We start from the raw sequence: 26,425 nt of genomic DNA on the forward strand, positions 1-26,425 counted from the left end.
GGTCAGCGCCTCCCCAGATAGACGTCGCGGACCATCTCGTCGGTCTCGATGTCGTGGAAAGGACCGCTGCGCAGCCGGCGCCCCTGATGCAGCACCAGCGTTTCGCAGTTCAGCGCTCGCACGAAGCGGATGTCATGTTCGACCGCGACGATCGAGAATTCGCCCTTGAGCCGCAGCAGCATCTCCGCCGTCGCCAGCGTCTCCTGCGGCGTCATGCCCGCGGTCGGCTCGTCGAGCAGCAGCAGCCTTGGCTCGATCGCCAGCGCCATGCCGATCTCCAGCCATTGCTTCTGGCCGTGCGCGAGTTCGCCGGCCAGCGTGGCGGCACGATCGCCGAGCGCGACCAGCTCCAGCAATTCAGCGACCGGGCGGACAGGTGAGGGCGCGCCCCACCGCGCCACCTTCAGATTGTCCTCAACCGACAGGCTGGGGAAGACCGACGGGATCTGGAACTTGCGGGCGATGCCGAGCCGGGCGATGCGGTGCAGCGGCAGGCCGGCGATGTCGCGGCCGAGGAAGCGCACGCTGCCGCTGGTCGGGCGCAGCGTGCCGGTCAGCACGTTGAGGAAGGTGCTCTTGCCGGCGCCGTTCGGCCCGATGATGCAGCAAAGCTCCTTGTCGCGCACGGTGAGATCAAGCGCTTCCAGCGCCTGCAGGCCGCCAAAGCGGATGCCGACATTTTCGGCCTGGAGCAGGACATCGCTCATTGCGCGCGCCTCCGGCCTTTGAACAGGACCTTCAGCCGCGCGTAGATCGACAGGATGCCGTCCGGCAAGACGAAGACGATGACGACGAAGACACAGCCGAGCAGCAGCGGCCACAGGCTCGGGTTGAAGCTGCTGATCGTCTGTTGCGCCCGCTGGATGAAGATGGCACCGAGCACAGGACCGAGCAGCGTGCCGCGCCCGCCGACCGCCACCCAGACGATGACTTCCGTCGACAAAAGCAGCCCCGAAAGGTCCGGCGCCACCAGCCCCGCCATGCAGACATAGAGGGCGCCGGCAAGTCCGGCGATGGCCGCGGACAGAACGAAGGTGACGAGCAGCCGCAAGGGCGCGTTGTGGCCCAGCGCCGCCGCCCGGACTTCATTGTCCTGGATGGCGGTGAGCACCGTGCCCCAGCGCCCGCGGCTGATCGCCCACAGCGCCAGCACGGCCACCGCGACGATGGCTGCGACGAAGATGTAGCTGGGCAGGTCCTGGCTGAGATCGACATGCAGCCCGCCTATATCGAACTCGATCGGCGGGATGCCGATCAAACCGCTGTCGCCGCCGGTGACCGAGCTCCAGGAGACCGCGGCCTGCTGGCAGATGACGCCCATGGCCAGCGTGACGATGGTGAAATAGCTGCCACGGATGCCGCCGAAGAACAGGAAATAGCCGATGATGGCGGCGACGAAGGCCGCGCCGGCCACCGCGCCCATGATACCAAGCAGGCTGGCGAAGGGGATCGCGTCATTGAGCGTGACCAGCGCCATGATGTAGCCGCCAATGCCGAAAAAGGCGGCGTGGCCGAAACACAGAATGCCGGTGCGACCCCAGAAGAAGTCGAGGCTCGCCGCGAACAGGCCGAAGATCAGTGCGTCGCGGATCACTGTCAACTGATAGCCATCGGCAATGAGCGGATAGATGATGGCGAGCGCCACGCAGACGGCGAAGATCAGCAGCCAGTTGCGGTCTCGGGTGATCATCGCGATGCCCCGTTGAACAGGCCGTTGGGCCGCAGCCGCACGGCGACGATGGCCGCGAGCAGCACGATCGCTTGCGCCAGCGATGGCGATATCTGGTAGTTCAGGACACTCGTCAGGCCGCCGACGAAGACGCTTCCGGCGACAAGGCCGCCGATCGAACCGACGCCGCCGACGATGACGACGAAGAAGGCGTTGGCGAGATAGTTCACTCCCATCTGCGGCAGCACGATCGCCAGCGGCGCGACCAGTCCTCCTGCCAGTCCGGCAATGGCGGCACCGAAGGTGAAGGCGATGGCATAGGTGCGCCGCGTGTTGATGCCGACGCCCTCGGCCATCTCGCGGTTCTGGATGACGGTGCGGATGTCGAGGCCGAACGATGTCCGGCTGATCAGCAGGACGACTCCAAGCAGCGTCAGCGCGGCAATAGTGATCAGGATCAGCCGGTAGGCCGGATAGACGGTGAAGAAGAGATCGAGCGTGCCTTCGATCGGCGGCGTCACCGGCTTGGCGCCGAGACCGAAGGTCAGTTCCAGCCCTTGTTGCAGGATCAGGCTGACGCCCCAGGTGGCGAGCACAGTCGAGACCGGCCGCGAATAGAGATGGCGGATGATGGCGAACTCGAGGATGCAGCCGACAACCGCGCCGGCGATCGGTGCGGCGGCCAGCCCCAGCCAGAACGAACCGCCGATGCTCTGGACGAAATAGACCGCGAAGGCCCCGACGGTGACGAACTCGCCATGCGCGAGGTTGGTCACGTTCATCAGGCCGAAGCTGATCGCCAGGCCGAGCCCGACCAGAATCAGGATGCTGATCAGCGTCAGTGCATTGAGGAGCGTGGTGACGACAAAATCCATCGCGTCAGGCCGCACTGGCGAGGCGTTGGCGCAGGCCGGCAAGCAGTCCTTCGGCGGCATCGATCACACCAGCCTGATGCGGCTGCAATTCCTGCCCTGCCCATTCGTCGATATGGTCCGACAGCGGGTCGACCACTTCGGTGCGATGATTGGCCAGCGTCTCGATGACGGCATGGCCGCAGAACGGAACGTAACCTTCGGAATAGCCGCCTTCATGGCTCATCATCAGGCGTCCGTTCGATGTCTCGGCGGCCAGCGCCACCATGCGTGCGGCTAGGCGCCGGAAGCATTCGCTGTTGAGCATCATGCGACCGAGCGGGTCGAAGCCCGATGCATCAAAGCCTGAAGCGACGATGACGAGGTCCGGCTTGAAGGCGCGCAGGGCCGGGGCGATGACGCGATCAAAGGTCGATTCATAGGCGCCGGTGCCGCTGCCGGCCGGCAACGGGATGTTGATGTTGTAGCCTTCGCCGGCGTCCTTGCCATTGTCGGCCAGCGCACCGCGCCCGGTCGGATAGAGATTGTCCTGGTGCACGGAAATGGTCAGCACCGATGGGTCGGAATAAAACACCGTCTCTGTGCCGTTGCCGTGATGCACGTCCCAGTCGACCACCGCCGCGCGGCCAAGCAGCCCTTCATGCTGCAGCCGGCGCACGGACACGCCGATGTTGGAGAACAGGCAGTTGCCCAACGCCTGGTCGGGCTCGGCATGGTGCCCTGGCGGCCGCGCCAGCGCATAGGCATTGTCGACCCGGCCGGTCAGCACGGCGCGCATGGCGGCATAGGTGGTACCGGCCGACAGCAGGGCGATGTCGAAACTGTTGAGGCCGATCGGTGCCTGCGGCCCAGCAAAGCCGGAACCCCGTTCGCTGAGCATGCGGATATCGTCGACGTGGCGTTGGGTATGCACGCGCAGCAGATCCTCGACCGAAACCGGCTCGGGAATGATCGGCACGAGGTGGCGCGACAGGCCGCTGACCTGGATCAAATTGTTCAGCCGACGCTTTGAGCCGGGCGATTCCAGATGCCGGCCGGGTTCCACGAAACGGCCGGGAGGCATCATGTCGGCGCTGGAGCCGGTGTCATGCCACATCAGCTGTTCGTGAAAAACGTAACCTGTCGCCATCCGCAACGTCCTCTAAAAACCGGGTGACGCTAACAGGCTTGCGGTGGCATGGCCCGACCCGAAAGAGGGGTTGTGCCCGCTATCTATGCCCCTCCTTTCGGAGGGGTTTGAAGGTTTGTCGACCCTTGCGCGGCGCGCACGGCCTGGACCCGGTTGCTCACCGCCAGCTTGCCGAAAATGTTCTTCAGATGCCACTTCACCGTGGTTTCGCTGACCGACAGCGCGACCGCGATATCGCGGTTGGACATGCCCTCCGTCAGGCAGCGCAGCAACTCGGCCTCGCGCTGGGTGAGGTGTTCCTTCTCTGCGGCTGGCGGGGCGGGCCTGCGCGTCGCCACTGGCATCGTCTGCGCGGCATCGATGATGCGCGTGACATAGGCTGAGAGTGCCGGATCGGTCTTTGCCTGGGCCGCACGCAGCCGCATCAACCCTTCGACAACGGGCCTTCCCTCATCGATGAAGGAGCGGATGAATCCAGAGGGGTGGGCAAGGCGCAGCGCTTCGAGCAGATAGCGATCGGCCTCGCGTTGGTCTTGGCCGGCGCTCTTGGCGCGCTGGATCAGCGCCAGGATATGGCGGCGCATGCGCCCGCTGTCCCTCGTGCGCTCCAACAGCGCGTCGAAGACCCGCGCCGCATCGACATAGGATTTCTCCGCGGTCAGCAGTCTGCCTTCGGCGAAGAACTCGAATTCATTGGCGACGGTGGGAGTGGTTTCGGCCCGTCCGCGGCGATGCTCGTTCAGCAGGGCGCGCGCCTCGGCGCCGCGGTTCTGGTCGAGCAGCAGCCTAACGCGATCATGCACAAGCACCGAAGCGAGACGACGATACACGGAGCCGCGCACGCGCTGGTAGACCCGCTCCAGCATATCGAGTGCGGCCTCCGCGCGGCCGGTCAGTTGCAGCACGCGGGCATAGGTCGGAACGCTGGCGAGCGGATAGACGATGACCGCCGCTCCCTCGATCAGCGGCCCGAGATTCTCGACCAAGGTCAGCGCTTCGCTCGACGCATTGGTCTCATAGGCAAGTTCGGCAAGCAGCGTGCCCGCCAGCGCTTCGGCATAAGAATTAGGACCGATCCGCGCCCTTGCCTCGGCGATTGCATCGCGCAGGAGCCGTTCGGCGACGGGCAGGCGGCCGGCCGAGCGTTCGATGACGGCCATGTAGCAATTGGCGATGGTGACGCCGAGCAGGCTGCCGCTTCGCTCATGCGCCTTGCGCGCCGCGTCCACCGCCGCGCGTGCACCGTCGAGGTCGCCCAGTGCATAGAGATTGTAGCCGATGACGTTGGCGGTAGCGCCCTCCATGAACCAGGCGTCGGGCGCAATGACGCGCAGGGCCGCCAGTGCGGTGTCGCGCGCCTGCTCGAACTGCTCCAGCGTGCTGTGGACGGCGGCGGCGAGCACCACCAGTTCCGCATCGATCGTGGTGCCGGTCAACGTGCCGGGATCCTTGCCGTCGGCCGGCCCGGTTTCGACCAGCTTGCGCGCATTGTTCAGCGTCTGTTGGGCAAGCTCGGGTTGGCTGCTGTGCACCGCCAGCCACAGCACGACAAGCTGCAGACGGATGCGCTGGTCGATCAGCTTTTTGGGCAACAGCGCCAGCAATTGGCGCACATAGAGAAGCTGGCACTGGGCGATGAGGTCGAGCGCGTTGTTCTCGACGAACACCGCCGCGCGGGCCTGGTCGCCGGCGGCGAGCGCGTGGCCGATCGCCTCGGTCAGCATCTTGCGTTCGCCGAACCATTCGGCGGCCGCCAAATGCAGCGGCGCGATCATCTCCGGTTCGCGCCGTTCCATCTCGCGGCTGAGGAAGTCGCGGAACAGATGATGATAGCGGAACCAGCGCCGCTCCTCGTCGAGCGGCACCAGGAACAGGTTGCGCGTCTCGATCTCGGTGATCGCCGCCTCGGCATCCGCCGCCCGCATCACCGCCCGGCAGGCCTCCGCGCTGAAGCGTTCGAAGATAGAGCTGTAGAGCAGGAACTTCGCGATCGCCGACGGCAGTTCGAGAAACACTTCCCCCATCAGGAAATCGGCGACGTTGCGGTTGGCGCCGGTGAAATTGCCGATGACGGTTTCGGGCGCATGCGCGGCACTGAGCGACAGTGAGGCGAGCTGCAGGCCGGCGGCCCATCCTTCGGTGCGCGAACACAAGGTCTCCACAGTGCCGCTGCTGACGCTCAAACCGAGCTTCTCGTTGAAGAAGGCCTCGGCTTCGGAGGAGGCGAAGCGCAAATCGTCGGGGCCGATTTCGCAGACGTCGCCCAGCACCCTAAGCTTGCCGAGCTGCAGGTCGGGCAGGGTGCGCGAGCCGATGACGAAGGCGACATTGGCCGGCGCCTGTCGGGTCAAGCGTTCCATGAACCGCTTGACCGCTGGCGCCTCGATGGCGTGATAGTCGTCGAAGAACAAGGTGATGTCGGCCTCGCGCGCCGCCAATCCCGCCACCAGCGCGGCGAGCACGACGTCAAGCTGCGGGATCGGGCTCGACTGGAAGGCAAGGTCGAGCTCCGCCGGGCTCTGTACGAGGTGGCGCAGCCCGCCCACCAGATGCGACAGGAAGGCACCCTCATCATTGTCTGTTGCCTCGCAGGACAGCCACGCAGTCAGCCGGCCGAGGCGCGCCGCTTCCGCAGCCCATTGCGCCATCGTCGTCGACTTGCCGAAGCCGGCCGGCGCGGCGAAGAGCACGATGCGCGTGTCGATGTGGTGCTTCAGCGTCGACAGGATGGTCTCGCGACGGACCCATCGGCGGTGATGCGGCGACGCATGCGGGGTGGGTTGCGGAGCTGTTCTCATCTAGGCTCGCGCAACCTGTCGGTTCTCCGGACTGCAGGTGCTCCACTCCGCTTCGATCAGCGGAATCTGCGGTGCGGCATTGCGCGGCAAGGTGCCCTTTATCCGGGGATCGTCGACGATCTCAAAACCGGACGCGAATGGCACAAATCCGCAGGCGCCGTAGAAGCCTATCACGCTGGGATGATCGAAGCTGCTTGTATGCAGCCAGACGCGGCTTGGTTTCAGGCGCCATGCCAGTTCGAGCGCGCCGGCCATAAGGCGCTTGCCGAAACCGCGGCCGGTCAGGGACGGGAACAGGCCGAAATAGGTGATCTCGATCTCGTTGCTGTCGGCGACGAAGAATTCGACCATGCCGAGATGCAGGCCGCTTTCATCATGGCCGTAGTAGAGATGCTGGCGCGGATCGGCGAAGTGCTCCGTTATCTCGGCGTCGGACATTTCAGACACGCGGTCCCACAGCCAGGGGGCGCCGATTTCGAGGAAGATCGCTCGATAGGACGCGCAGTCGGGCGTGGTGATCCGGGTCATGGCCAGGGGTTGCGCGAGGTCGGGCTGCGGAGCGCGCGCCTCCATCCATGTCACCGCATTGGCTAGCTTGCCCGCCGGCAGGCGCCGGTAGCCAATGGCGAGATCGGTGATTTCGGCCGGCATCGTCTCTTCGGGGATCAACGCATTCCTCTTCATCTCTGCCGATAGCAGTATCGGCTTACCGCCGCTGATGCCAACACCCGCGAATGGTCTGACAAGAGCGGCTGGCCTGGATCGGATTTTTGGCGCCACTGCCTCTTGCATTTTATGAGAATGGCATATGAGATATGATACACCATCCAAATGAAAGTGAAATACAATGCCTGAGCGGATTGCGGACGAGGCCATTCTCAGCGCGGTCGACGACGGTTTCGCACGACAGGTCGCGTTCCTGGCCGATCTCGTACGCTTTCCCTCACAGCGCGGCGAGGAGCATGCCGCGCAATCCTTCATGGCGGCCACCTATGAGATCGACGGCTATGCGGTCGACATGTGGCGCGTCGATGTCGAAGCGATCCGCGACCTGCCGGGTTTTTCACCCGTGGCAGTTTCTTATGACGATGCCTTCAATGTCGTTGCCACCCATACGCCGAGAAACGCGACCGGCCGCTCGCTGATCCTCAACGGCCATATCGATGTCGTGCCGACGGGACCACTCGACCGTTGGACCCGCGATCCCTACGATCCGGCGATCGAGGACGGCTGGATGCATGGCCGCGGCGCCGGTGATATGAAGGCTGGCCTGTCCGCCTGTCTTTACGCGCTGACCGCATTGCGCAGCCTCGGCTATCAACCGGCCGCGAAATTGTTCCTGCAGTCGGTCGTCGAGGAAGAGTGCACCGGCAATGGCGCGCTCGCCTGCCTGCAGCGCGGCTACCGCGCCGATGCCGCCTTCATCCCCGAGCCGTTGGAGCCGAGGCTGATGCGGGCGCAGGTCGGGCCGATCTGGTTCAGGGTCGAGGTCGACGGCGATCCGCAGCACGCGTCGGGCGCTTTCTCGGCCGGTGCCAATGCCATCGAAAAGGCATTCGTGATCATCCAGGCGCTGAAGCAGCTCGAAATCGTCTGGAACGCCCGCAAGGTCGATGACCCGCATTTTTGCGACCATCCGCACCCGATCCGCTTCAATCTCGGCAAGATCGAAGGCGGCGAATGGACGTCGAGCGTTCCGGCGCGCTGTGTTTTCGAGATGCGGGTCGCGACCTATCCCGGCCAGAAGCTCGAGGATGCCAGAGCAGAGCTTGAGGCGTGCATCGCCGATGCGGCCCGCGCCGATCCGTTCCTGGCCAACCGCCCGCCCAAGATGAGCTACAACGGCTTCATGGCCGAGGCCTATGTGCTGCAAGGGGCCGACGAGATGGAAGCCGTGCTGCGCCGCAGCCATACCGCTGTCTGGGGCGAGCCGCTTACGGAACATGTCACCTCGGCGACCACCGATGCGCGCTTCTTTGGCCTCTATGCCGACACGCCGGCGATCGTCTACGGTCCGATCTGCCGCATGCCGCATGGCTATGACGAGGCCGTCGACCTGGACTCGGTGCGCAAGGTCACCCAGACCATCGCGCTGTTCATCGCCGACTGGTGCGGCCTTGAGCCCGTCGATCCAGAGGCCGGGCCATGAACGCGGCAGTGCCCGATGCCTTCGGGGACACACTGGCCGAGGACGCGCCCGACGTTTCGACGGCCGACGCGCTTGCCATCCTGCGCCGGCACTACGGCCTTGCCGGCACCGCGCGTCCGTTGCCTGGTGAACGCGACCACAACTTCCACATCCAGACGGACGGTGACGGCGAGTTCGTCCTGAAAATCTCCCATCCGGCGGAAGAAGCGGGCTTCACCGACTTCCAGAACAAGGCACTCGATCACATCCTTGCGGTCGATCCGACCTTGCCGGTTCCCTCGGTGCGCAAAAGCCTGCAAGGTGAAGCGCAATTCACGGTCAGCGTCGGTGGATCGGCGCCACGCATCGTCCGGCTGGTCACCTATCTGCCCGGCCAGTTGCTGTCGCGGTCGCCTGCATCCCCGGCGCAAGATCGTAATCTCGGCATCTTCCTCGCCCGCCTTGGCCGCGCGCTGCGCGGCTTCTTCCATTCGGCCGCCGGCAGCGACCTGCTCTGGGATATCCGCAAGGTGGCCAAGACGCGGCCGATGCTGGCGCATATCGCCGACGCTGGTCGGCGGGCCATGGTCGAGCGTGCGATCGACGCCTTCGAGGAGCATGCGGCGCCGGTCATCCCGAAACTGCGCGCCCAGATCGTCCACAACGACATGAACTCCTACAATGTGGTGATGGATGCGTCGCTGCCGGAGGTCGTGAGCGGCATTCTCGACTTTGGCGACATGATCCACTCGCCGCTGATCTGCGATCTCGCCATCGGCGCCGTCTATCGCTGGCCGGCGGAAGGTCATCCGCTGGTGCCGGCCGCGCGCTTTGTCGCCGGCTACCGGTCGGTGCAACCGCTCGAGGCCGAAGAGCTGGGCATCCTTTTCGATCTGATCCGGGCTCGGCTTGCGCTCATCGCCAACATCGCCAGCTGGCAGGCCGAGCGTTTCCCGGCCAAGCGCGACTATGTCTTGCGCCTCGCCACCGAGGTCTGGGCTTCGCTCGAACGGCTGGACGGCCTGTCGCCCGCTGATGCCCGCCGCTATTTTCTCGACCATTCCAATCCGGAGTAGATGCCCGTGTCCCAGTCCTTGCCTGCCAATGCCTCTGCCGATGCCGGCGCTTCGGCACAAGAGCGCGCCCTGCTCGAGCGACGCGCCAGGCTGCTTGGCCCGACCTACCGCGCCTTCTACCGCAACCCGATCCATCTCGTGCGCGGCAGCGGCGTCTGGCTCTACGATGCCCAGGGTCGAAAATTCCTCGATGCCTACAACAATGTCGCTTCGGTCGGCCACTGCCACCCGCGTGTCGTCGAGGCCCTGTCGGGGCAGGCCGCGACGCTCAACACGCACACACGCTATCTCAGCGAGATCATCCTCGACTACGCCGAGAAATTGCTTGGCACCTGTCCGCCCCATCTCGGCCATGCCATGTTCACCTGCACCGGCAGCGAGGCCAACGACCTTGCCATCCGCATCGCCCAGCATTCGAGCGGCGGCACAGGCGTCATCATCACCGACTTCGCCTATCACGGCGCCACGATCGCGACTGCACAATTGTCGCCGGCCGCGGTCGGCGTGAAAGCGGTGCCCCCGCAGCACCGCACTGTCGCAGCGCCGGACACGTTCCGCGATCATGGCCGCGCCGCGCGCGATTTCGCGAAAAACGTCGCCGCCGCCATCGAGGATATGCGCACGCGCAATGTCCGTCCCGCGGCAATGCTTCTCGACTCGGCGTTTTCCAGCGACGGCATCTTCTTTCCCGATGCGGCCGTGATGCGCGAGGCGGCAAGCCTCATCAAAAAAGCCGGCGGCATGGTCATTGCCGATGAGGTCCAATCCGGCTTCGGCCGGCTCGGCCAGGGCATGTGGGGCTTCGCCAATTATGGCATCGAGCCAGATATCGTTACGATGGGCAAGCCGATCGGCGACGGGCATCCGATGGGCGCGGTGATGGTACGGCCGCAGCTTGTTGCCTCCTTCGGCTCAAACACCGGTTACTTCAACACCTTCGGCGGCAACCCGGTCGCTGCCGCCGTCGGCATTGCCGTTCTCGAGGTGATTGAGGGCGAGGGGCTGATCGAGAATGCACGCATGGTCGGCGCCTATACGGCTGATCTGCTGGGCTCACTGAAGGGCCGGCACGGCATGGTCGCCGACGTCAGGGAAAACGGCCTTTATTTCGGTGTCGAGTTGACGGCGGAGGGCGACGAGGCCTTGGCCGCCAGCAAGACATCGGCAGTCGTCGAGGCCATGCGCGAGGACGGCGTGCTGATCTCCTCCTGCGGTCCGCGCGGCAATGTGCTCAAGATCAGGCCGCCGCTACCCTTTGCCAGGGACAATGCCGAGCAACTGGCCAAGACGCTCGACCGCGCACTGTCGAACTGGTGACCGGAGCGGGCCGCGCATGCTGAAGCTTGAACATCAAACCCTGAACGACCGTGCCTATGGCGCGCTCAAGCAGGAATTGATTTCCGGCGGCTTCAGCCCGGGCCAGACACTGGTCATCCGCAAGCTCGCCGAGACGTTCGGCATATCGACCACGCCGATCCGCGAGGCGCTGCAAAGGCTGGTCGCCGAACGGCTGCTCGAGATGCAGAACAACCGCTCGGTTATCGTGCCCTTGCTGTCCGCCCCCGCCTTCGAGGAACTGACGCGCATCCGCATCGCCGTCGAGGGTCTGGCGGGCGAGATGGCGGCGTCGCGGATGACCGAAAGCGGTCTGGTCGACATCCACGCTACGCTCGCCGGCATGCAGCACGCCATCGAGGCGGGCGACGCCAGGGCCTATCTAACGCTGAACGAGGCCTTTCACTTCGCCATCTACCAGCATGCCGGCGCGCCGATCCTTCTGAATATGATCCGCGACCTCTGGGGGCGGGTCGGGCCGTATCTCAAGCTGCTGATGCAGGCGGATCGCTACGTTCCGCAGTCGAACGATGCGCACCGCAAGATCGTCGCCGCGCTGGAGCAGCGCAGCGGTCCCGCCGTCCGGACTTTTATCGAACAAGACATCGCCATGGCAGCCGCTGTTCTGTCGTCAAACCTTGACGCGGCCAGGTGACGGTCCGCCTATCTCGTTTCGTCCAACCGGTCGCGCAGCATGCTCCAGCCGAGCAGCATATTGGGCGCGTGCCGCAACAAGGCATGGAACGGGATCGGTGCCGGCGGCGCAAACGGCAGCGGCAGATCGCGGGCATCGGCTCCAGTCGCCCAGTCGGCCAGCACCTTGCCCATCGCCGTCGTCATGGCAATGCCCCGTCCGTTGCAGGCGCGACCGGCAATGAGCCCGGGCCCGAGGTCCATGAGGTGCGGCAGGAAGTCCGGCTCGACCGCGGCCATTCCCGACCAGCTATAGGCAAGCGGCGGCAGGTCAGGCAATTCAAGATGCCTAGCGAGCCGTCGCCAGATCGTCTGCGGCACGCGCGCATCGGCTCCGGCGCCAAGGATATGCATGCCGCCGCTGATCAGCCGGTTCTCGGCGTCGAAGCGGAATGTGAAGAGATTGCGCCTGGTGTCGCCGACGCCTTGCCTGCCAGGCAGGAGGCGCGTCCGGATTTCACGGGGCAGCGGCGCCGTGGCGATCTGGAAAACCCTAAGCGGAACATAGGTTCGTTGCAGCAACGGATTGAGCGCCCCACCATAAGCGTTGGTGGCGATCAGCACCTTGCCGGCGCGTACCGAGCCCTCTGGCGTTTTCAACACCCAGCAATCCGTCGTGCGATCGAGCGCGGTGACGCGCGTATGCTCGAAGATGCGCGCGCCGGCCTTCTCGGCCGCATCGGCCAGCCCACGCGCGTAGTCCACCGGATTGAGCACGCCGCCAGAACGATCCATCCAGCCGCCGACATAGCCGCGCGCGCCGGTCAGTGCCTCGACGCTCTGCCGGTCCAAGGCAACGGCAGGCCGGCCGCGCTGCGCCCATTGCCCGGCGCGGGATTTGACCTTCTCGAACACGGCGGGGGAATGCGCCGGCTGAATCCATCCGCTCTGCACGGCGTCGCAGTCGATGCCGTGCCGGCGGATCAGGCCGAAGACCAGGTCGGCGCTGCCGGCGGCAAAATCGATCAGCCGTTCACCACGCTCGGGGCCGAGATGGCGGATGATGTTGTCCGGGTCCATTTTGGCAAAGTTCGGCACGACGAAGCCGGCATTCCTGCCGGTCGCGCCCCAAGCGATTATTTCGGCTTCGAGAACGGCGACCGACAGTCCTTTCCCGGCGGCGTGCAGCGCGGTCGAGAGGCCGGAAAAGCCACCGCCGACGATGGCGAGGTCGACATCGAGCCCGCCTTGCAGCGCCGGCCTGCCGCGACGATTGCGGCTGACGGCATGCCAGAGCGAAACGTCGTGCGCTTCCTGCCGGACCGCGGCATTCATGACCCGGAACTGCTCTTGCCGGCAACCATCTTTGCCCGCTTGCCGAACCATGGCCGCCGCGGCCAGTCGCCGAACAGGCCGTTCGGCCGGATCAGCAGGATGACACAGAGCATGACGCCGATGGCGGCGATCTGCAGCGCGGCGGCGCGGGCCTGCTGCTCCGGCGGAAACAGCACGCTGGTCAACGTGCCCGATCCAGCCCATATCGCCCAGACCAGGATGCTGCCGACGACAGCGCCGACATTGCTGCCCGAGCCGCCGACGATCAGCATCACCCAGACCTGGAAGGTCAGGATCGGCAGGTAATTGTCCGGCGCGATGAAGCCGGTGAAATGCGCCTGCAGCGCGCCGGCCAGCGCCATGATGGCGCCACCGACGGCAAAGGCCTGGACGCGATAGAAGCGCGCGCTCTTGCCCAACGAGATCGCCGCCCGTTCGTCCTCGCGCAGCGCCTTCAAGACGCGTCCCCACGGGCTGCGCGACAGGTGCTCCAGGGCGAGATAGGCGACCAGCGTCACCGCCGAGACGACGGCAAGGTTGGACAGGTTGAACAGCAGCGGTGTCTCAGCAAGGCTGCCGAAGGGACGCGGGATGAAGCCGATGCCGAACGGGCCGCCGGTCAATCCCTGCGCGTTGAGCGCGACCAACTGCACGACGACGGCGACGCCGAACGTGGTGATCGCCAGATAGTCGGATCTCAGCCGCAGCGTGGCCATGCCGGTAAGTGCCGCGGCGATGCCACCGACGGCCATGGCGCCGAGCCAACCGACAAGGATCGGCAGGCCGAAGCCACCCAGTCGCGCGGCATCGTCAGGTGTGGTCAGCAGCGCCGAGGTATAGGCACCGATGGCGACGAAGCCGGCGAGGCCGACATTGAACAGCCCGGTCAGCCCCCATTGCAAGTTGAGCCCCAGCGTGACCAGCGAAAAGATCAGAGCGGTGGTCAGGAAGAAGGCGCCGTAGCCGAGCAGATCCATCAGCGTTCCCTCACACCGAACAGGCCGATTGGTCGCACGAACAACACCGCCATCAGGATGATGAAGGAGACGGCGGCGCGCCATTCGGCGCCGATCAACTGCACCGCGCCGGCTTCGGCGAGCCCAATGATCAGGCCGCCGAGCACGGCGCCGGGAATGCTGCCGATGCCGCCGAGAATGGCGGCGGCGAACATCGGCAGCAGCATGTCGAAGCCCATGAACGGGCGGATTTGCACCAGAATGCCGATCATCACGCCGGCGACACAGGCCAGCGCGCCGCCGATGATCCAGGTCACGCGCACCACGCTGGCGACATCGATGCCGACGATGCGGGCCAGTGCCGCATTCTGGCTGAGCGCCTGCATTGAGCGGCCGGTCTGCGTGCGCGTCATCAACAGATGCACGCCGAGCACCAGCACGGCGGTCAGCAGCAAGAGAGCAATCTGGTCTGGCGTGATGCGGATGCCGAAGCCGACCGGCATGGCGATCTGGATCGCCCGGCTGAAATAGGTCGGCCGCGAAGTGAAGGTGAATTCGAGCAGGCTTCTGAGCGCCATCGAGGCGCCGAAGCTCGCCATCACCACGATGATCGCCTGGCCCTGCGAGCGCAGCCGCGCAAACAGAACCTTGTCGAGCAGCAGCGCCAGCAAAGCAGTGAAGGCCATGCCGACGATCAGTGCGACGATCAGCGGCCAGCCGAAGGACAGCGGTCCGATCGGTGCCACCTTGCCGAATGTCGCGCCGATGGCGCTGACGACGGCCAGCGTCGCATAGGTGCCCCAGGCCATGAAGTCGCCATGGGCGAAGTTCGAGAAGCGCAGGATCGAATAGGTGAGCGTCACGCCGATGGCGCCGAGGCCGATCATCGAGCCGGTCAAAAGCCCGTCGACGATGAATTGCAGGCTCATGCCGCGCCTCCTTTCCCGGCGTGAGGCGTTTTTTCTGCCTTGAGGGGGCGCTGGCCAAGATAGAGTTCGGCCACGACCGGGTCGTTCCACAGATCGGATGCGATGCCTTCGTGCCGGTCCTTGCCTTCGACCAGCACATAGGCGCGGTCGCCGATGGCCAGTGCTGCCTTGGCGTTCTGTTCGACCAAAAGGATGGTGACACCGGACTTGCGGATGCCGGCCAGCATCTCGAACACCATCGACACGAATTTCGGCGACAGGCCGGCCGACGGCTCATCGAGCACCAGCACCTTGGGGTGGACGATCAGCGCCCGCGCGACGGCGAGCATCTGCCGCTGTCCGCCCGAGAGGTTGCCGGCGGCGGTCCGCCGCTGGCGGACGAGGTCGGGGAAGGCTGCATACATTTCGTCGATGCGGGCAGGGATTTCGCGCCGCTCGAGAATGCCGCAGGCGACCTTCAGATTGTCCTCGACCGACATCAGCGGGAAGATGTTTTCGGTCTGCGGCACGAAGGCCAAGCCAAGCCGTACCATGGTGTGCGCCGGTGCGGCGGTTATGTCTTTGCCGTCCAGAAACACCGTGCCGCCGGTGATCGGGACAAGGCCGGCGATCGCCTTGATGAAGCTCGACTTGCCGGCGCCATTGGGGCCGAGCACGACGACGATCTCGCCCTTGCTAACGGTGATCGAGGCGCCGCGCACGATCGGCACGCCGGGCTCGTAGCCAGCCTCGAGATTGCAGACATCGAGGACCGTCTCGCTCATGCCGCGCCTCCGAGATAAGCCTCGATGACGCGCGGGTCGCTGGCGACCTCTTCCGCCGTGCCTTCGCTTAGCAACTGGCCGCTCGCCATGACGAGGACGCGATGGCAGAGCCGCGTCACCATGTCGATGTTGTGTTCGATCAGCAGGAAGGTGATGCCGCGCGCGTTGATATCGCGGATGCGGTCGATAATGACTTCGAGCAGCGTTGCGTTGACGCCGGCCGCCGGTTCGTCGAGCAGGATGATCGCCGGATCGGCCATCATCACGCGGGCGAGTTCGAGCAGCTTGCGCTGGCCGCCGGACAACACGCGCGCCGGTTCATGCGCGAGGTGGGTGAGGGTGACCAGATCCAGCAGTTCTAGCGCCTTGGTCCTGGCGGCTTTCTCCTGCGCCGCCACTCGCCTTGGCGCGACGAAGTTGGCAAGCAGCTTTTCGCCGGCCTGACCCTGCGCCGCCAGCATGATGTTTTCGATCAGCGTCAGGTTGGGCAGCGGACGCGGGATCTGGAAGGTGCGGCCAAGGCCGCGACCGATGCGCAGATGCGCGGCTTCACCCGAAACGCGCGCACCGTTAAGCAGGATATCGCCGCTGGTCGGCAGGATGCTGCCGGCAAGCAGATCGAACATCGTCGTCTTGCCGGCGCCGTTCGGCCCGATCAGGCCGAGGATTTCTCCCGCCTTGACGTCAAACGAGACATCGTTGACGGCGACGAGGCCGCCGAACCGCCTGACAACGTTCCTTGCCGTCAGAACCGGCGCACGGGTCTCTTGTCCCTGCTGTTCCGCTGCCTCGCTCATCAAACCCTCTGGCCGAAGACGATCGTTGTCGCCTCCTGATTTTTGATTTGTGATCACACTTGCTTTGATCACGCTATTCGGCTTTAATTTCGTCTGCAAGCCGAAAACCGGCCGAGAACGGAATTCCATGCAAAAGGCTGCCATCGAAAAGAACAACGAGGCCATCGCGGCCCAGCTGGCGCCGGTCGGCCGCGAGACCGTGCAGGATCGCGTCTATTCGGAATTGCGCCGTGCCCTGATCGGCGGCCTGTTCGAGCCAAGCCAGGTGCTGACCATCCGTGGGCTCGCCGATGCGCTGGTCACCTCGACCATGCCGGTGCGCGAGGCGCTCGGCCGGCTGATCACCGAAAAGGCGTTGGAGGCGCTGCCCAACCGTTCGGTGCGGGTGCCGCCGATCACGCTTGAACGCCTCGACGATCTCTTGCGTGCCCGCATCCTGATCGAGGGCGAGGCCATCGCGCTGGCCGCCGCCCGCATGGGGCCGCGCCAGATCGCCACCATCGAGACCATTCTCGGCGAATGGGACGAGATGCGCGCTCTGAAGCACAAGAAGGATGTCGATCGCGAAGTGACGCTCAACCAGAGCTTTCATTTCGAGATCTACCGCTCCTGCGGCTCGGCCGTGCTGATCCCGATGATCGAGAGCCTGTGGCTGCAATCGGGCCCCTGCATTCGTGTCGCCATCTACGCCTTCTCGGAAGCCGGCGAGGTCGACACCGCCCAGTATCACCGCCGCATCGTCACGGCACTGGCCACCCAGGATGCGCAGGCCGCGCGCGAGTCACTGGCCGCCGACATCAGCCGGCCCTTCACCTTCCTGCGCAGCAAGCTGCAATCCGCCGCCGCGAAAGACCAGACATGACCGCCATCAGGATCACCGAGCCACGCTCGCAGCTTTCCATAACGGCACTGTTGCTGCCGCAGAAAGCGCCGGAAAATGCTGCCTTCCTCCAGGCATATCTAGGCACGCCACGCGTCGTCCCGGGCATCCATGCGATGTGGACGGGGCCGGAAATCTCCTGTCCGGTTCCCGCTGCCGATCTTGAGGGCCAGCCCTATGCCAGGCCTCTGGCGGCCGAGAACGCGACGCTGACGCCGCAGCCGGGTGACATCGTGCTGTCCTATGTGCCGCCGCGCATGTGGGGCGGCAATCCCAATGCGATCTTCGACATCGGGCTCTACTACGGGCAGGGCGCGCGCCTGCTGTTCCCGATCGGCTGGCTCGCCGGCAGCGTGGTGGCGCAAGTGCGCGCCGAAGAGCGCGATCGGTTCGCCGCCGCCTGCGGCATCATCCGCCGCAACGGCGCCTGCGACGTCACCTTCAGCCTAGTGGAGGGCTAAATGGCCGACGACAGTTTCGAGCTCTTTGATCTTCGCGTCGAGGCGGTCATCCCGGAGGGCAAACCGATCTATTGCGGCGCCAAGGCCGGCGACTATTTCGAGCTCAAGGGGGAGATGCTGTCGATGCCAGCTGGCCAGGGCTTTTCGATCTATTCGATATCGGCCGTGTTGCCGTTGCTGGCAGCCAAGCAGCGCCCGACCCACCCGAACGACTGGATGACCTCGGACGCCGAGATCGCCTGTCCCGATCCCAATTGCGCCAGTCGGCTGAGGATCGTCAGGCTGGCCAAGCGGCGGTTCAGCCATGCCGAGACCACGGCTGTGCCGCTGCCGAAGCGGGGAGACGACAAATGAGTACCCAGACTTTCGAACTCGGCTCCGGCTACACCATCTCGCGCGTCATCCGCGGCGGCTGGCAACTGGCCGGCGGCCACGGCGCCATCGACCGCCAGCAGGCGGTGACCGATCTGATCGCCACCTTCGATGCCGGCATCTGGACCTATGATTGCGCCGACATCTACACCGGCGTCGAGGAACTGATCGGCGCGGTGCGCCTGCGGCTGGCCAGCGAGCGCGGCCTCGACGTCGCCGCCAGGATGAAAGTGCACACCAAGCTGGTGCCCGACCTCGAACGGCTGGCCGGCATCAGCCGCGACTACATCAGGAGTATCGTCGACCAGTCACTGCGGCGGCTGAAGACCGAGCGGCTCGACCTCGTGCAGTTCCACTGGTGGGACTATGCGCAGCCGCGCTATGTCGAGGCGATGGGTTGGCTCAACGAGCTTCGGCTTGAGGGCAAGGTGCGCAATCTCGGCACCACCAATTTCGACACGCCGCGGCTGGCCGAAATCCTCGCCGCCGGCATCCCGCTGGTCAGCCAGCAGCTGCAATATTCCGTGCTCGACCAGAGGCCGGGCAACAGCCTTGCGGCACTCGCCGCGAAAAACGGCGTCAGCTTCCTTTGCTACGGATCCGTCGCCGGCGGCTTCCTCAGTAACAAATGGCTAGGCGTGGCCGAGCCGGCCACCCCGCTCGAAAACCGCTCGCTGGTCAAATACAAGCTGATCATCGATGACTTTGGCGGCTGGGACCTGTTCCAGCAGTTGCTTCAGGCGCTGAAGGCAGTCGGCGACCGCCACGGCGTCGACATCGCCACCATCGCCAGCGCCTGGGTGCTGGAGCAGCCGCACGTGGCGGCCGTCATCGTCGGTGCTCGCAACCAGGCACATGCGCTTGCCAACGCCGGCATCATGGACGTCACGCTCGATGCCGAGGACCGGGCGCGGATTGCCGCCGTCATCGCGCAAGGCACCGGCCTCGAGGGTGATGTCTACACGCTGGAGCGCGACCGCCACGGCCGCCACGGTTCGATCATGCACTACAACCTCAATGCGGGGAAGCAATGAGCGGCGAGCCCTCCCTGTTTTCACGCGCCAGCGCCGAGATCGTCGACCTGCATCGCTTTTTCGTCGACTGGTTCGTTGCGGCGCGCGCCAATAAAGCGGACTTCAGCCGCTTCGAGCGCGTCATGGGCGACGGCTTCGCCATGGTCGCACCGGACGGCCAGATTCTCGATCGCGACGCAGTCGTCGGCCATGTCCGCACCAGCCGCGCCACGTGTGACGACGGGTTCGCCATTTCGATCGAGGACATCCGTCCGGGCTGGCAGGATGCCGAGACGATTGTCGTTTTCTACGTTGAGGCGCAACTGCGCGGTGGCAAGCACAGCCGCCGCCAGTCGAGCGCCGTCTTCACCACCAGTTCATCGGCGCCCAACGGCGTCCTATGGCGACATCTGCATGAAACCTGGCTGCAGGTGCCGGAACTCCGATGTGCAGACAAAGAGACAAGTAATCCAGTTCGTGTAGCTCAAAGGGGAACAACAATGAGAAAGACGATACTTCAACTCACCACCGCGCTCGCCCTCGTAACGATGGCCGGTGCTGCGCAAGCGGCCGATTGCAAGATCACCGTTGGCCTCGTCATGGAACTGACCGGCCCGGCCGGCGAATATGGTCAGGCCGGCGCCAAATCGGTCGAGATGGCCTTCCGCGACATCAATGCCGCCGGCGGCGTGCGTGGCTGCGACCTGGCGACCGACACGCGCGACAGCCAGAGTCAGGGCAACATCGCTGTCGACGCCGCCACCCAGCTGGTTCAGGTCAAGAAGGTGCCGGTCATCATCGGCGGCATCATTTCGTCGGTGTCGATCCCGATCCTGACCTCGGTCACGGCACCGGCCAAGATCGTCCAGGTGTCGCCGGCTTCGTCGTCGCCGACGCTGACGGCGCTCGGCCGCGACGGCAAGACCAATGGCATCTTCTTCCGCACCATAACCTCGGATGCGCTGCAGGGCGTCGCTGCCGCCAAATACGCCGTCGACAAGGGCTTCAAGAAGCTGTCGATCATCCATGTCAACAATGACTTCGGCGTCAACATGGTGGCCGAGTTCTCGCGCGCCTACAAAGCGCTCGGCGGCACCATCGTTTCCGACATGCCCTACAACGAAAAGCAGTCGAGCTATGCTTCCGAAGTGACGGCGGCGATGGCCGGCGAGCCGGACGGGCTCTATCTCGTCAGCACGCCGGTCGACGGCGCGACGGTTGCCCGCACCTGGATTTCGCAGGGTGGCGTGCAGAAGTTCCTGCTCAATGACGGCATGAACAGCCCTGACTTCATCGAGTCCGTCGGCGCCGACTATCTGAAGGACGCCTATGGTACGTCGTCCGGCACCAGCCCGACGGCCTCCACCGACTATTTCACGAAGAACTACAAGGAATTTTCCGGCATCGAGCCGTCCAATCCGGCGGCCGACCGTTCCTATGATGCGGGCGCCATCGTCGGCCTCGCTATCGCCATTGCCGGCTCCGAGGATCCGGCCAAGATCAAGGACGCGATGTACAAGGCGGTCGACCCAGCCGGCACGCCGATCTTTGCCGGCAAGGACGAATTCGCCAAGGCGCTCGGCCTGATCAAGGACGGCAAGCCGATCCGCTACGAAGGCGTCATCGGTCCCGTCGCCTTCGACAAATATGGCGACATCACCGGCCCCTTCCGGCTCTGGAAGATCGTCGACGGCAAGGTGACGACCGACGGCGAAATGACCACCGACGACGTCAACGCGTTGCAAGCCAAACTTCAGTAAGACAACTTCTCGCCCGGCGTCGATCCGATCTCATCGCGATCGACGCCGGACGGTCAGTTTGTCTCGCACTTGGATGGCCGTGAGAACCACATCGTTTGCACGGACAAGGGTTTGACCGGCAGGCGATCACGAATAGGATTGGCCTATCAACAGGATTGGCCAATGTCGCCTGAAACTGAAAAACTTCTATCTGCTCTCGGCGACCGGCTGGGTGCGGGCGGTGTGCTCGCCGGCTCCGACGTGGACCAGCGCTATCGCGACGATCCCGATGGCAAGCTCGGCGCACTGCCCGAAGCGGTGCTGCGCCCGCGCGACACCCAGGGTGTCGCGGCAGCACTCGCCGCATGCAACGATCTCGGCCAGCCAGTTGTCGTGCAGGGCGGACGCACCGGGCTGACCGGCGCCGCGCGCGTGCAGCCGGGCGAAATCGTGCTGTCGCTGGAACGCATGACAGGTCTCGATGCACCGGATCGTCAGGCTGCCAGCATCGTCGCCGAGGCCGGCGCAACGCTGCAGGCGGTGCAGGAGGCAGCCGACGGCGCCGGTCTGATGTTCGGGGTCGATATCGGCGCACGCGGTTCGGCCACTATCGGCGGCAATGTCGCCACCAATGCCGGTGGCATCCGCGTGCTGCGCTACGGAATGTACCGGGCGCAGGTTCTGGGGCTGGAGGCGGTGCTTGCCGATGGCAGCGTGCTGACCTCGATGAAGGGCCTGCCCAAGGACAATTCCGGCTACGACCTCGGCCAGCTCTTCATCGGCACGGAAGGGACGCTCGGCGTCGTCACACGCGCGGCGCTCAGGCTGCATCCGAAGCCGGTGTCCGAGGTAAACGCCTTCTGCGCACTCCCATCGCTCGATGCGGCGATCGCCCTGCTTGGGCTGCTGCGGCAAAGGCTCGGCCCGCTGTTGTCTGCCTATGAAGTCAACTTCGCGCCGCTCTATGACGCGATGGTCGCCAGCATGGACATGCCGGCGCCGCTGCCGGCGGGTTCGCCTGTCTACGTGCTGGCCGAGATCCAGGGCAGCGAGCCCGAACGCGACGGCGAGCGCTTCGCCGAGGTCTTGATGCAGGCGGTCGAGTACGGCGTGGTCGACGATGTGGTCGTCTCGCAGTCGCCGCGCGAAGTTCGGGCGCTGTGGGCGGTGCGCGAGGACGCCAATCGCGTCCTGTTTTCGATCAAAGGCCTTGTCGGCGTCGACATCAGCATCCCGCTGGCGCGGATGGGTATTTTCCTGCGAGAAGCGGACGCTGCCATCCATGCCATGGATCCCGGCGCCGACATCTATGTCTTCGGCCATCTCGGTGACGGCAATCTGCACTACCAGGTCCGCACGGTGGATCCGGCGGCGGCATACGATATCGTCTATCGCGGCGTGGCGGCAGCGGGAGGGGGCGTTTCGGCCGAGCATGGCATCGGCCTCGACAAGAAGAGGTGGCTGCATCTGGTCCGCAGCGATGCCGAGATCGCCACGATGCGGCGGCTGAAGACAGCTCTCGACCCCAGAAACATCCTCAATCCGGGGCGGGTCTTCGACCTGGTCCCGTCTGCCTTAGCGGCCGGCCTGTAGTCAACGTGGCACTGCGACATCCGTCGGCGGTGACTGCCGCGCACTCAGGTCCGTTCCGTCGCGACTTGCCTGGGGATGAGAAAACGCGCGGCGAGCACGCAAAGCAGTACGGTGAACATCAGGATCAGCGCCACCAGCGCATTGATGTCGGGGGAAAAGCCAAGCCGCATCATCGCCCACAGCCTCACCGGCAGCGTGCTTTGGGTGCCGGTGACCAGGATGGTGATCATGGTCTCGTCGAATGACAGCGCGAAAGCCAGGATTGCACCGCCGACCATGGCGCTCGACAGGTTCGGCAGGACGATGCGCCAGAACGTTTGCCAGCCGGTGGCGCCGAGATCGTAGGATGCTTCGACCAGCGTGCGGCTCATCGACTGCAGCCGCATCAGCACCGTGCGATAGACGACCGCCAGCACGAAAACCGTATGTCCGATGACCACCGTCAGCAGCGAGCGTTCAAGGCCGATCTCGCGGAAGAAGATCAGCAACGCCAGACCGCTGATGATCGGCGGCATCAGGAACGGCAGGAAGATGATGAACTGCAGCAGCGTGCGCCCGGAACGGCGACTGTGATAGTAGAGCGCCAGAAGCGTTCCGCTGACCACCGACAGGATGACGGTGCAGACGCCGACGATCAGCGTGGTCCGCAAGGCGGCCAGAATGTCGTGGTTTTCGGCCAGGGCGACATAGGTCGCAAGCGTCGGCGAAGACCAGTCGACATTGCCATGCGCAATGGTGAAGAACGACGACACGATCGGCACGGCCAGCGGGCTGTAGAGCAGCACCGCGACCAATGTCGTGATCGCAGCCAGAAAGACGGTGGATAGCCGGGGCAGGGCGGTCATATCGCTGTCCCCCGGTTGCGGCCGAAGCGCTCGCCGACAAGAATTGCCGCGATCACCACGACAGCCAGCGCCACTGATAGCGCCGCACCGAACGGCCAATTGTAGGCCGTGCCGAACTGGCTGTAGAGGATGCGGCCGAAGGTGAAGCCGCTGATCCCGCCGACCATTTGCGGGGTCAGGAAATCGCCGATCGCCAATACGAACACGAAGCTCGCCGCGGAGGCGACGCCGGGCAGGCTGAGCGGCAAGGTGATGCGCAGGAACGTCTGCAGGCCGCTTGCGCCCAGATCGTCGGAGGCGCGCAGCAGCACCTGCGGAATCCGCTCCAGCGACAGGAAGATCGGCAGGATGGCGAACGGGATCAGCAGCAGCGTCAGCGTCAGCAGGATGGCGTTCATGTTGAACACGAAAAGCGTCGATGGCTCCTGCAGGATGCCGAGCCCGACCAGCGCCTTGTTGAGAAAGCCGTTAAGGCCGAGGATGCTGCGGATCGCATAGATCTTGATCACGTAGCTCATCAGCAGCGGCACCAGCAGCAGCATCAGCAAGGCATAGCGCCAGCGCCCCTTCAGGGTCGTCAGGAAATAGGCGGCGGGATAGGCGAGCAGAATGCAGATTGCCGCCACCGAGAGACACAGCACGATGGTGTTCCAGAATACCGGAAGAAAGATCGGATCGGTAAAGAAGCGGACATAGTTGCCCAGTGACAGCGTATGAACGATCGTGCCCTGGTCGACGCTGAAGAAGCTATAGCCGAGGAAGATCGCCAGCGGCACGAGGACGAAGACCACCGGCAAGGCGAAAGCCAGCACCGTCACCAGCAGCGACCATCGCCGTTCCGCGAGCGGTATCGTGCCGGTTCCGCTCATGCCAGCACCAGGTGGCCTTCATGCGGCGCAAACGCGAGGGAGATCGTCGCGCCGGATTGCAGCGTGCTGCCGTCGACCCGGCTCGGCATGCGCAGCCGCAAGCGTTGCCCAGCATGGTCGGCGCCGACCGTGATGGTGGCAACGGTCGACGAGCCGGCGAAGGCCATGTCGGCGATCGTGCCGGAAAAGCGGTTGTCGGTGTCCTTTGCATCGGCAAGGTGCAAGGCCTCGGGACGGAACGCAGCGAAGGCACTGGCGCCATCCGCCGCGGTCTTTAAATGCGGCTGGTCACGGATCGAACAGACCAGGCGTCCGAGCGCCGTCTCGATCGATCGCAGTTCGCCCTGGACGGATCCAAGCTTTCCGGCCACCAGATTGTTCTCGCCGAAGAAGCGCGCCACGAACTCGCAATTCGGCTTGTAGTAAAGCTCGTGCGGCGTGCCGAGCTGGCGGATATGGCCGGCCTGCATGACACAGATCCGATCGGCCATGCCAATCGCTTCTTCCTGGTCGTGGGTGACGAACAGGAAGGTGGTTTTGATTTCGCGCTGGATGGATTTCAGGAACTCCTGCATTTGCCGGCGCAGCTCGAGGTCGAGCGCCGCCAGCGGCTCGTCGAGAAGGATGAGGCGCGGCTGGCAGATCAGCGCGCGGGCCAAGGCGACGCGCTGGCGCTGGCCACCGGAGAGCTGGGCTGGAAAGCGGTCGGTGAAACGGCCGAGCTGGACAAGCTCCAGCGCTTCCGCGACGCGGCGCGCAATCTCCTTGCGCGGCAGGTGGCGAACCGAAAGCCCGTAGCCGACATTGCCGGAAACGGTCAGATGCGGAAACAGCGCATAGTCCTGGAACACGGTGTTGAATGGCCGCCGGTTGATCGGCATGCGGCTGATGTCGTGGCCGTCGAGCCGGATCTCGCCCGACGTCAGTGGTTCCAGCCCGCCGATCAGCCGCAGCACCGTGGTCTTGCCGGAGCCTGACGGCCCAAGAACGGTCAGGAACTCACCGTCCTTGATCGACAGGTCGATGTCGTGCAGCACCGGAACGGTGCCGTAGGATTTCGAGACGGACCGCAGCGTCAAGAGGTCGGTGTTTTGGTTCATAAGATATTCTCGCATACGCTTCGGCGGCCCGGAACGTCCGGACCGCCGGGTCCTTCGAAGTCTTCGTGCGGAAAGATCAGGGCGTGGCCTTGATCTCGTTCCACATGTCCGACCGCTTCAGCGGATCCTCGACATTGTTGAGCCAGACCAGCTTGTCGTTGCCGCCGGCGCTGCCGGTCTCCGTCACCGTGTTGCCGAAACCAGTGCGCTCGGAAAGCTCGCCGCTGACCTTCTTGCTCAGCATGAAGTCGATCCATTTTTCGGCCGCCGCATTGTCGCGGACGCCCTTGGAGATGACCCAGTTATCGAGCCATGCAAGCGCACCCTCGCTTGGATTGACGTAGGCGACATGGGCGCCGATCTTCTGCAGCGCCTTGACCTGCTGCTGGCCATAATTGGCCCAGATCAGTGCCACGTCATTGTTCTGATAGATCTGCTGCGCCTCGTCGGCGGTGGTGTAGAAGCTCAGCACATTGCGCTTGAGTTCGACCAACTTGGCCTTGACCGCCGCCATCTGTTCTTCATTCAGATTGAACGGATCCTTGTAGCCGAGCGTCAGCGCGGTGAACGAGAAATTGTGCTCGCCATTGTCATAGGCCAGGACTTTGCCCTTGTAGGCCGGGTCCCAGAGGACCGACATCGATGTCGGTGCCGGCTTGACCTTGTCGGTGTCGTAGATCAGGCCGATCGAGTCGAAGCAGAACGGAATGCCATAGACCTTGCCGTCCTTGGTGACGCCGCTTACCGCCGTAAGATCGCGGAAGCGCGGCAGCACCTCTTTCTGGTTGGCCAGTTTCGTCACGTCGATCGGCGACACCAGATCGGCCTTGATGTAGCGCTGCAACTGGGCGGTGTTGACGGCGAAGACGTCGAAGTCCTGCCCTTCGCTGCCCTTGATCTTGGCCCAGATCTCGTCGTCGCTGCCGATGAACACGACATCGACGCCGACGCCGGTTGCCGCGGTGAAATCCTTCACCCAGTCCGGGTCGGCGTAGCCGTCCCAGGCCAGAACCCGAAGGTTCGCGGCCAAGGCTGCCGAAGTCATCAGGCCGATGCCGAGCCCGATTGTCGCCATTCTTAGAAACAGTTTCTTCAGTCCCATTTTTAATCTCCCATTGTCGTTCTGATGGAC

At 64.6% G+C, this 26,425-nt stretch carries 25 protein-coding genes; 10 read left to right on the plus strand and 15 right to left on the minus strand.

The features are described from left to right. Positions 1-2: 2 nt before the first annotated feature. From AC1DYW_RS08865 to AC1DYW_RS08890, 6 genes are all read right to left on the minus strand, one after another. Positions 3-707, minus strand: a complete 705-nt coding sequence (locus AC1DYW_RS08865; RefSeq protein ID WP_477225861.1) for an ATP-binding cassette domain-containing protein — start codon at positions 705-707, stop codon at positions 3-5. Then, positions 704-1,690 carry a branched-chain amino acid ABC transporter permease gene (locus AC1DYW_RS08870; protein WP_477225862.1) on the minus strand — a complete coding sequence of 329 codons (987 nt, stop codon included), beginning with the start codon at positions 1,688-1,690 and terminating at the stop codon, positions 704-706. Before AC1DYW_RS08870 ends, AC1DYW_RS08865 begins: the two co-directional genes overlap by 4 nt. Continuing rightward, a complete protein-coding gene (urtB, locus tag AC1DYW_RS08875) occupies positions 1,687-2,604 on the minus strand; it encodes an urea ABC transporter permease subunit UrtB (protein ID WP_477225863.1) in 918 nt (305 codons plus the stop codon). The genes AC1DYW_RS08870 and urtB overlap by 4 nt, the downstream gene beginning before the upstream one ends. Further along, positions 2,549-3,670: a class II histone deacetylase gene (locus tag AC1DYW_RS08880; RefSeq protein WP_477225864.1), complete on the minus strand. Its 1,122-nt coding sequence runs from the start codon at positions 3,668-3,670 to the stop codon at positions 2,549-2,551. The genes urtB and AC1DYW_RS08880 overlap by 56 nt, the downstream gene beginning before the upstream one ends. Before the next feature lie 83 nt (positions 3,671-3,753). Continuing rightward, positions 3,754-6,468, minus strand: coding sequence for a winged helix-turn-helix domain-containing protein (locus AC1DYW_RS08885; protein WP_477225865.1), 2,715 nt, complete (start codon positions 6,466-6,468; stop codon positions 3,754-3,756). Continuing rightward, on the minus strand, positions 6,469-7,137 hold the full coding sequence (locus tag AC1DYW_RS08890; protein WP_477225866.1) for a GNAT family N-acetyltransferase: 669 nt from the start codon (positions 7,135-7,137) through the stop codon (positions 6,469-6,471). 178 nt (positions 7,138-7,315) lie between these two features. Between AC1DYW_RS08890 and AC1DYW_RS08895 the strand changes: the two genes are divergently transcribed. Genes AC1DYW_RS08895 through AC1DYW_RS08910 form a run of 4 tightly spaced genes read left to right on the plus strand, consistent with a single transcriptional unit; the run spans position 7,316 to position 11,662 of the window. After that, entirely contained in the window at positions 7,316-8,617 is a 1,302-nt protein-coding gene (locus tag AC1DYW_RS08895; protein WP_477225867.1) for an ArgE/DapE family deacylase, read from the plus strand. Next, on the plus strand, positions 8,614-9,672 hold the full coding sequence (locus tag AC1DYW_RS08900; protein ID WP_477225868.1) for a phosphotransferase: 1,059 nt from the start codon (positions 8,614-8,616) through the stop codon (positions 9,670-9,672). Before AC1DYW_RS08895 ends, AC1DYW_RS08900 begins: the two co-directional genes overlap by 4 nt. Continuing rightward, a complete protein-coding gene (locus tag AC1DYW_RS08905; RefSeq protein WP_477225869.1) occupies positions 9,673-10,989 on the plus strand; it encodes an aspartate aminotransferase family protein in 1,317 nt (438 codons plus the stop codon). Between the two features lie 16 nt (positions 10,990-11,005). Further along, positions 11,006-11,662: a GntR family transcriptional regulator gene (locus AC1DYW_RS08910; protein ID WP_457150394.1), complete on the plus strand. Its 657-nt coding sequence runs from the start codon at positions 11,006-11,008 to the stop codon at positions 11,660-11,662. Between the two features lie 8 nt (positions 11,663-11,670). Here the strand turns inward: AC1DYW_RS08910 and AC1DYW_RS08915 are convergent, their stop codons facing one another. Genes AC1DYW_RS08915 through AC1DYW_RS08935 form a run of 5 tightly spaced genes read right to left on the minus strand, consistent with a single transcriptional unit; the run spans position 11,671 to position 16,421 of the window. Further along, the gene (locus AC1DYW_RS08915; RefSeq protein WP_477225870.1) at positions 11,671-12,975 is read right to left on the minus strand and encodes an NAD(P)/FAD-dependent oxidoreductase; all 1,305 of its coding nucleotides are present in this window, start codon (positions 12,973-12,975) and stop codon (positions 11,671-11,673) included. Further along, positions 12,972-13,955, minus strand: a complete 984-nt coding sequence (locus AC1DYW_RS08920) for a branched-chain amino acid ABC transporter permease (RefSeq protein ID WP_477226418.1) — start codon at positions 13,953-13,955, stop codon at positions 12,972-12,974. The genes AC1DYW_RS08915 and AC1DYW_RS08920 overlap by 4 nt, the downstream gene beginning before the upstream one ends. Then, positions 13,952-14,860: a branched-chain amino acid ABC transporter permease gene (locus AC1DYW_RS08925; protein ID WP_477225871.1), complete on the minus strand. Its 909-nt coding sequence runs from the start codon at positions 14,858-14,860 to the stop codon at positions 13,952-13,954. Before AC1DYW_RS08925 ends, AC1DYW_RS08920 begins: the two co-directional genes overlap by 4 nt. Further along, complete coding sequence (locus AC1DYW_RS08930; RefSeq protein ID WP_457150391.1) at positions 14,857-15,624, minus strand: branched-chain amino acid ABC transporter ATP-binding protein; 768 nt, start codon at positions 15,622-15,624, stop codon at positions 14,857-14,859. The genes AC1DYW_RS08925 and AC1DYW_RS08930 overlap by 4 nt, the downstream gene beginning before the upstream one ends. Next, positions 15,621-16,421: an ABC transporter ATP-binding protein gene (locus tag AC1DYW_RS08935; RefSeq protein WP_477225872.1), complete on the minus strand. Its 801-nt coding sequence runs from the start codon at positions 16,419-16,421 to the stop codon at positions 15,621-15,623. Before AC1DYW_RS08935 ends, AC1DYW_RS08930 begins: the two co-directional genes overlap by 4 nt. 127 nt (positions 16,422-16,548) lie before the next feature. Between AC1DYW_RS08935 and AC1DYW_RS08940 the strand changes: the two genes are divergently transcribed. The 6 genes from AC1DYW_RS08940 (at position 16,549) to AC1DYW_RS08965 (ending at position 22,479) form a co-directional block, all read left to right on the plus strand. Next, positions 16,549-17,283 (plus strand): GntR family transcriptional regulator, encoded by a 735-nt coding sequence (locus AC1DYW_RS08940; RefSeq protein WP_095081116.1) that lies wholly within the window; start codon positions 16,549-16,551, stop codon positions 17,281-17,283. Beyond that, positions 17,280-17,762 carry a DUF3830 family protein gene (locus AC1DYW_RS08945; protein WP_477225873.1) on the plus strand — a complete coding sequence of 161 codons (483 nt, stop codon included), beginning with the start codon at positions 17,280-17,282 and terminating at the stop codon, positions 17,760-17,762. Before AC1DYW_RS08940 ends, AC1DYW_RS08945 begins: the two co-directional genes overlap by 4 nt. Continuing rightward, on the plus strand, positions 17,763-18,116 hold the full coding sequence (locus tag AC1DYW_RS08950) for a TIGR04076 family protein (RefSeq protein ID WP_477225874.1): 354 nt from the start codon (positions 17,763-17,765) through the stop codon (positions 18,114-18,116). Continuing rightward, positions 18,113-19,168: an aldo/keto reductase gene (locus tag AC1DYW_RS08955; RefSeq protein WP_477225875.1), complete on the plus strand. Its 1,056-nt coding sequence runs from the start codon at positions 18,113-18,115 to the stop codon at positions 19,166-19,168. Before AC1DYW_RS08950 ends, AC1DYW_RS08955 begins: the two co-directional genes overlap by 4 nt. A 479-nt stretch (positions 19,169-19,647) precedes the next feature. Beyond that, the gene (locus tag AC1DYW_RS08960; protein WP_477226419.1) at positions 19,648-20,907 is read left to right on the plus strand and encodes an ABC transporter substrate-binding protein; all 1,260 of its coding nucleotides are present in this window, start codon (positions 19,648-19,650) and stop codon (positions 20,905-20,907) included. A gap of 162 nt (positions 20,908-21,069) precedes the next feature. Further along, positions 21,070-22,479, plus strand: coding sequence for an FAD-binding oxidoreductase (locus tag AC1DYW_RS08965; RefSeq protein ID WP_477225876.1), 1,410 nt, complete (start codon positions 21,070-21,072; stop codon positions 22,477-22,479). A gap of 44 nt (positions 22,480-22,523) precedes the next feature. On the opposite strand, the gene AC1DYW_RS08970 is transcribed toward AC1DYW_RS08965, so the two are convergent. From AC1DYW_RS08970 to AC1DYW_RS08985, 4 genes are all read right to left on the minus strand, one after another. Next, the gene (locus tag AC1DYW_RS08970; RefSeq protein WP_477225877.1) at positions 22,524-23,324 is read right to left on the minus strand and encodes an ABC transporter permease; all 801 of its coding nucleotides are present in this window, start codon (positions 23,322-23,324) and stop codon (positions 22,524-22,526) included. Then, positions 23,321-24,193 carry an ABC transporter permease gene (locus tag AC1DYW_RS08975; RefSeq protein ID WP_095080915.1) on the minus strand — a complete coding sequence of 291 codons (873 nt, stop codon included), beginning with the start codon at positions 24,191-24,193 and terminating at the stop codon, positions 23,321-23,323. The genes AC1DYW_RS08970 and AC1DYW_RS08975 overlap by 4 nt, the downstream gene beginning before the upstream one ends. Beyond that, a complete protein-coding gene (locus AC1DYW_RS08980) occupies positions 24,190-25,293 on the minus strand; it encodes an ABC transporter ATP-binding protein (protein WP_477225878.1) in 1,104 nt (367 codons plus the stop codon). Before AC1DYW_RS08980 ends, AC1DYW_RS08975 begins: the two co-directional genes overlap by 4 nt. Positions 25,294-25,369: 76 nt before the next feature. Next, positions 25,370-26,395, minus strand: a complete 1,026-nt coding sequence (locus tag AC1DYW_RS08985) for an ABC transporter substrate-binding protein (RefSeq protein WP_477225879.1) — start codon at positions 26,393-26,395, stop codon at positions 25,370-25,372. Positions 26,396-26,425: the final 30 nt, after the last annotated feature.

It is taken from the genome of Mesorhizobium sp. P2_D5, from assembly GCF_056404355.1.